Annotated in this window: 5 protein-coding genes; 4 read left to right on the plus strand and 1 reads right to left on the minus strand. The window is 45.5% G+C overall.

What is annotated here, in order from left to right; genetic code table 11:
• Positions 1-107 precede the first annotated feature (107 nt).
• From trkA to G596_RS0109470, 4 genes are all read left to right on the plus strand, one after another.
• A complete protein-coding gene (gene trkA, locus G596_RS0109455; RefSeq protein ID WP_022761600.1) occupies positions 108-1,475 on the plus strand; it encodes a Trk system potassium transporter TrkA in 1,368 nt (455 codons plus the stop codon).
• Between the two features lie 18 nt (positions 1,476-1,493).
• On the plus strand, positions 1,494-2,939 hold the full coding sequence (locus G596_RS0109460) for a TrkH family potassium uptake protein (RefSeq protein WP_022761601.1): 1,446 nt from the start codon (positions 1,494-1,496) through the stop codon (positions 2,937-2,939).
• A 97-nt stretch (positions 2,940-3,036) separates the two neighbouring features.
• Entirely contained in the window at positions 3,037-4,536 is a 1,500-nt protein-coding gene (preA, locus tag G596_RS0109465; protein WP_022761602.1) for an NAD-dependent dihydropyrimidine dehydrogenase subunit PreA, read from the plus strand.
• A 151-nt stretch (positions 4,537-4,687) separates the two neighbouring features.
• A complete protein-coding gene (locus tag G596_RS0109470) occupies positions 4,688-4,981 on the plus strand; it encodes an STAS domain-containing protein (RefSeq protein ID WP_022761603.1) in 294 nt (97 codons plus the stop codon).
• Between the two features lie 85 nt (positions 4,982-5,066).
• Here G596_RS0109470 and G596_RS0109475 read toward each other — a convergent pair whose 3' ends face one another.
• Entirely contained in the window at positions 5,067-6,623 is a 1,557-nt protein-coding gene (locus G596_RS0109475; RefSeq protein WP_022761604.1) for an alpha-amylase family glycosyl hydrolase, read from the minus strand.
• Positions 6,624-6,859: the final 236 nt, after the last annotated feature.

A 6,859-nucleotide genomic window follows, 5' to 3' on the forward strand; every position in this document is an offset into this window, starting at 1 on the left:
ATTTCTAGTAAACGATGATAAATAGTGGTATTATATATGGGATTATTTATTGCATGGATTGTTTTGAATAAAATATTCCATGCAATAAAGATTTTTTGGAGGAAAGTATGCAGATAATTATAGTTGGCTGCGGTAACGTAGGCGCAGCTTTGACTGAACAGCTCAGTGGTGAGGGGCATGACGTTACTGTTATTGAGGAAAAACGTGACGTCATTCAGAGTGTTGTCAACAACTTTGATGTAATGGGCATCGTCGGTAACGGCGCAAGTTACCTTGTAATGAAGGATGCCGGAATAGAGTACGCGGATCTTATGATCGCGGTTACGGGTAATGACGAGCTTAACCTTCTGTGCTGTCTGATAGCGAGAAAGGCCGGTCATTGCAACACTATCGCCCGTGTTAAGAATCCTATTTATAAGAGAGAGATCAATTTCATCAAGGAAGAGCTCGGTCTCTCCCTGGTTGTTAACCCTGAGGAACTCTCTGCGGCTGAGGCAGCAAGACTTCTTAAATTCCCGGCTGCCACCAAGATCGAGACCTTCGCAAGAGGCCGTGCCGAGATAGTGCACATGACCGTTAGAGAAGATACCAGAATCTGCGATAAGTCTCTTAAGACAATACAGTCTGAGATTAAGAGTAAAGTGCTGATTGCGGTTGTATCCCGTGCGGACGAGGTTTTCATCCCGAACGGAGACTTTGTTCTTAGAGCGAACGACGAGCTTACAATCGTTGGTGCATCGAGAAGTATCGCCGAATTTTTCAGAAAAATCGGCATGCCCACTGCAAGAGTGCATTCCTGCATGATCATCGGCGGAGGTGCAACATCATATTACCTCGCACAGCAGCTGATTTCATTCGGAATCGATGTAAAGATATTCGATAAGAGCCTTGAGAGATGTAAGAAACTCTCCGATCTAGTTCCGCAGGCGCTCATAATAAATGCCGATGGAACCGACAAGGATGCGCTGATGGAAGAGGGCATCGTCGGAACGGAATCCTTCGTTGCCATGACCAATCTCGATGAAGAGAACATCATGCTTTCTATGTATGTAAAGAGCGTGAATCCCAAGGCTAAGCTTATTACCAAGGTTCACAGAGTTAATTACGGTGAGATTATCGGCTCACTTCAGATCGGAAGCGTTATCTATCCCAAGAACATCACTGCACAGAGAATTGTCCAGTATGTCCGCGGAATGAGTAATTCCATGGGTAGTAACAACATAGAGGCACTCTATAAGATGAACGACGGCAAGGTTGAGGCGCTGGAGTTCTTCGTAACGGAAGGGGCATCGGTTATCGGCAAGCCTCTTTCAGAGATGCATTTGAAAAAGGGTATCCTGGTGGCTCTTATTAACCGCAAAGGCGAGATCATCTCCCCTAAGGGTTCAAGCGTCATAGAGGCGGGAGATACGGTTGTTGTCATAACCAGCCAGCTTGGACTTCAGGATATTTCGGACATCATATCCGACAAATAATTACAGAGGTGATTTTGTATGAACTATAAGATGATCCGTTTTCTGCTCTCACGAGTTTTGCAGATAACCGGAATTCTCATGATGCTGCCGCTGATTGTGGCGATCATTTATAAAGAGTACGGCTGTGCCCGCATGTTCTTTTTACTTATTATGGCGTGCCTTGCAGTCGGATCCATCGGCGCACATTTCAAGCCGAAGAATGTTGCAATTTATGCCAGAGAGGGCTTTGTATCCACAGCCCTGACCTGGATTCTTATAAGTATGATCGGCGGGCTTCCCTTTGTCCTTTCGGGAGTAACCGACAGCTATGTGGATGCTGTATTTGAGACGATTTCAGGTTTTACAACGACCGGATCTACGATTCTCACAAGCGTTGAGATGTACTACAGCGTGCAGTTCTGGCGCACCTTCACCCACTGGGTAGGCGGTATGGGTGTGCTGGTGTTCATCCTTGCTATCATGCCCATGGGAGGCGGCTATAGCATGCACCTTATGAGGGCGGAGAGCCCGGGCCCCTCTGTAGGAAAAATCGTACCGAGGGTTCGCGACACTGCCAAGATTCTTTACCTGATTTACATCGGTATTACGGTAACTCAGATTATCCTGCTTATGATCACGGGACTTAATCCGTATCAGGCTATGACAACAACCTTTGCTACGGTTGGTACCGGAGGTTTCGGCATTACAAACAGCGGCGCCAACGATTTTTCAACAGCATCACAGATAGTCATAACCATATTCATGATCATGTGTGGTATCAACTTCAACGTATACTACTATCTGATAACGCTGCGTCCGAAGGAAGCTATTAAAAGTGATGAGGTTAAGCTCTATCTGGCGCTGATGTTCGGATCCGCTTCACTTATCGCATTCATGATTTATAGAAACGGTGTGACTGCAACTCCCTTTGAATCCTTCCATCACTCACTTTTTACTGTGGCATCAGTGATGACGACGACAGGTTTTGCAACTCTGGATTTCAATCAGTGGCCTCAGCTTTGTAAGACTCTTCTGGCGTGTCTGATGCTCCTTGGAGCCTGTGCGGGTTCAACGGGCGGTGGCTTCAAGCTCTCCAGATTCGTCATCCTGATAAGAGCACTGAAAAATGAGCTGATCTACATTGTTCATCCGAAGTCAGTCAAGAAGGTATATATGGACGGACATCCGATAGATTCTACGGTTGTGAAGTCGGTATCTGCTTACCTTAGTATGTATGTGGTGATTTTCATTATTTCAATCCTTCTCATTTCCTTTGATGAGTTTGATTATGAAACGAATTTCACGGCGGTGGCTGCGACACTTAACAACATCGGTCCCGGCCTTGGAATGGTCGGTCCTACAGGAAACTTCAGCGCATATTCCGATCTGTCCAAGATTGTTCTTATGTTTGATATGCTGGCAGGAAGACTTGAGCTGTTGCCGATGCTGATTCTCTTATCACCCAGGACCTGGGCCAAGAGATAAATATAAAATAAAAATGAAATAGTGACGATTTAAAGATGTGAATATAAGTCCGGTAGTATAATTGAGATAACGAATTAACGTTATTGAGGGGGAAATTATGCTGCCGGAAAATTATATTAATCGAAAAGACATGCTTGCCTGTGTGTTGTGCAAAGATCCGCCGTGCACCAAGGCATGTAAGAAGATGGATCCGGGAAAAGCGCTTTTTGATATTTGGTTTGACAATGCAGATATCGCAGCACTAAACCTTCCGGAGAATAATGCTTGTGCAAAGTGTGATGCACACTGTGAAGATGCCTGTATCAGTTCCCGCAGGGTTCCGATACAGAGACTTATGTCGACTTTACATAAGGTGGTCGCACCTGAGGCGGAGATTGATGTGCCTGAGGATTACAAACGTCTTCAGTGTGACATCTGCGGAATCCCGATTGAGAATCCGTTCCTATTGTCGTCATCGGTGGTGGCATCGACCTATGATATGTGTGCAAGAGCCTTCGAAGCCGGTTGGGCAGGAGCCTGCTTTAAAACTATCTGCTCTTTTGATATTCATGAGGCTTCACCTAGATTCTCGGCGATTACAGGGGATAACGGAAGCATTATGGGCTTCAAGAATATTGAGCAGTTATCGGACCACAGTGTTGCTGAAAACATGGAGATTTTCAGAAGGCTGAAAGAGAGGTATCCAAAGAAATTCATTCTGGCATCCATAATGGGGCAGGATGAGGACGAGTGGGAATCACTGGCAAGGCTCTGTGAGGAGAACGGAGCGGATGCCATAGAGCTCAATTTTTCATGTCCCAATATGCAGGAGGACGGGCTTGGTTCGGATATCGGGCAGATTCCGGAACTGGTTGAGAAATACACCGCTGCGGCAAAGAGAGGCGCCAATATTCCTGTCCTTGCAAAGCTGACTCCCAATGTGGCAACCATGAGCCCCGCAGCAGAAGCGGCTTTTCGCGGCGGAGCGGATGGCATAGCAGCCATAAATACGATAAAGAGTATAATCGGGGTAAGTCCTTATACCTTTGTTTCAGCCCCGGCGGTCAAAGGAAAATCAGCTATCGGAGGCTACAGCGGCAACGCGGTTAAGCCCATTGCGCTCAGATTCATTTCGGAGATCGGTCAGAATCCCATGCTTAAGGGCATTCACATAAGCGGAATGGGAGGAATCGAGACCTGGAGAGATGCTCTTGAATTCATCCTGATGGGTGCAGGCTCAATACAGATAACCACAGCGGTTATGCAGTACGGCTATAGGATTATCGATGAGCTTAAGGACGGCCTCAATTATTATCTGAACCAGATGGGCATAAATTCCGTCAAGGATATAATCGGTGCAGGCCTTGACAGCGTTAGTGATACCACGGATGTACTTGAGAGGGATTCGGTTCTTTTCCCTAGATTCGAGTCCGAAAAGTGTATAGGCTGTGGAAGATGCGTGATTTCCTGCAACGACGGTGGTCACCAGGCTATCTCTTTTGAGAACAGAAAGCCCAAGCTGGACGGAAGCAAGTGCGTTGGATGTCATCTCTGCCGCCTTGTCTGCCCGCAAAATGCGATTGTTTCTTCGAAGAAGAGAATTAATCGTGCGACATAAGATTATAATAAAAAACTTATCAAATAATAAAATGATATAATTAGCATTTTATAATAATTTTAGTGTTGAAAAACCGATGATGGATGTATAATAATGAAGTATAGAATAATGACTTATTCAAGAATTTCTTTTATGAAGGGAGAGTTTTGCTATGACAATAAATAAGGAAGCAAGCGGAAGCGATCTGGTTATTGCACTCGGAGGAAGACTTGATACCACTACTGCGCCGCAGCTTGATGATGAAGTTAAGAATCTTGATGGTGTCGAGAAGCTTACTTTTGATTTCAAGGATCTTGAATATATTTCATCTGCTGGTTTAAGAGTTCTTCTGTCAGCTCAGAAGGTTATGAATAAGCAGGGCAGCATGGTTATTAAGAATGTAAGCGAAGAGATCAGCGAGATCTTTGAGGTAACAGGTTTTGTTGATATTCTTACAATAGAGTAAGGGAATCCTATAATTATTTGATTTATGAAGGCTGTTGTACTTTTTGAGTACACAGCCTTTTAATTTGAAAAATTATCCAAAAATTTTATTCCCACACGCCAAAGCTCTGGGCGCCAATAACAAGCTCATCTTCTAAGAAATCGGCCTTACCGATGCCATAGATGAGGTTACTGCAGGAAATAGAGTCAAGATCGGAAACAGGAATCTTCGCAGCTTCCCCTGAAGGATTAACTGCAATAAGAAGATTTCCGCGCTTATATACTAAAACTCTCTCGCCTTCTTTGGCATAGACTACTTCAAAAGGTGCGTCGGCCTGAAGGTCCTCGTATTCATGACGAAGAGCGATGATACTTCTTACTGTGTGAAGTATGGAGTCGGGATTACTTTCCGCTTCTGCAAGAGAAGGCGCATCTGCAGAAGAATCCTGCGGTATGTAGAGCATCTCGGAAGAAGCTTCCGAGAAGCCGAAGTTTTTAGCGGAAGCATCCCACTGCATGGGAGAACGGGAGCCAGTCCTATGAAAACCGCCTTCCTTTGTGCGAACATCAGCTAGATAGCGCATACCTATTTCATCACCATAGTACAGGAAAGGCACGCCGGGCATTGTGAAGAAAAATGCATAGGCAAGCTTTATTTCAGAAATATCAAGTGCCTTGGTGACACGGGGAGTGTCGTGGTTACAGGTGATAAAACTTATGTAGCCATAGTCTTTGGAACCCTCGTAGCGGGGAAGGTAGTCCGCAAGGAATCGCTGCGGTCCGTCGCCGCCATCCTTCTTAAAGTAGCTGTGGTCACCGCCTTCTGTCTCACAGTCGCGAACGAGAACATTGTAGCCATTTCCGTGATGATCAAGATAGAAATCTGCGTGAAAACCGTATTTCAAGGCACACTTGGGATTACACCACTCGGAAACAAGAGCTGCTTCAGGGTAATCCGCATCCAGCATCGCTCTGATATTTGTCCAGATAGCTCCGGTCGCACTTTTAACTTCATCATCCTCTTTTACAAGAGAGTCAGCCATATCCACGCGGAAACCGTCGCAGCCTTTATCCAGCCAGAAGCGCATTACATCCTTGATGGCTTCTCGTGTTGCGATACAGGAAGGATGATCTGTGGGAAGCTGCCATTTTTCGGTGATATTCAGCACTCCGTAGTTGAGCGCAGGCTGACACTTGAAGAAGTTAAGCATATAGCAGCCGTCGCGCTCGGCCTCACCGCCGATGTAGGGGTGACCGGCGATTCCGCAAAAAGCTCCGTCGGTCCAGATGTACCTGTCGGAGTATTCGTTTCTGTCAGCCTCGCAGCTTTTCTTAAACCACTCGTGCTCCTCGGAGGTGTGTCCGGGAACCAGATCAAGAAGAATCTTTATGCCCTTCTTATGAGCTTCGTCAAAAAGTCTTACAAGGTCCTCATTTGTTCCATATCTCTCTGCGACCTTCTTATAGTCGCGCACGTCGTAGCCCGCATCCTTGAAGGGTGAATCGAAAAGTGGATTAAGCCATATCGCGTTACAGCCAAGCCCTTTCACATAATCAAGTTTTTCAATAATTCCATCAATATCGCCTATTCCGTCAGCGTTTGTGTCGTTGAAGGATTGCGGATATATCTCATAAAATACTGCGTCTTTTAACCATGCCGGCATGATAGCCCTCCTCGTGTAGTTATTTTTATTTTTCCGAACACCAAAACCAATAGAAAAGTTTAGAAAAACGTTTTCCTAAACTTTTTTCATTATTACATATCTGTGAAGTAGATTTCAACATGCAAATAAGGAAACGTGGAATTATTGATGTATCAGCGAGAAAACTCCTTCCGACATAGTCGGTGGGGGATGAATCGCTGGCCCTCAGCGTTTCGCTTTGCTGTATCGTCCTGTTC

Source organism: Butyrivibrio sp. AD3002 (assembly GCF_000420905.1).
Taxonomy (GTDB): Bacteria; Bacillota; Clostridia; order Lachnospirales; family Lachnospiraceae; genus Butyrivibrio.

Coding starts and splice junctions, on each gene's coding strand:
- preA (WP_022761602.1), top strand. CDS start 3,037: ATGCTGCCGGAAAATTATATTAATCGAAAAGACATGCTTGCCTGTGTG.
- G596_RS0109475 (WP_022761604.1), bottom strand. CDS start 6,623: ATGCCGGCATGGTTAAAAGACGCAGTATTTTATGAGATATATCCGCAA.
- G596_RS0109460 (WP_022761601.1), top strand. CDS start 1,494: ATGAACTATAAGATGATCCGTTTTCTGCTCTCACGAGTTTTGCAGATA.
- trkA (WP_022761600.1), top strand. CDS start 108: ATGCAGATAATTATAGTTGGCTGCGGTAACGTAGGCGCAGCTTTGACT.
- G596_RS0109470 (WP_022761603.1), top strand. CDS start 4,688: ATGACAATAAATAAGGAAGCAAGCGGAAGCGATCTGGTTATTGCACTC.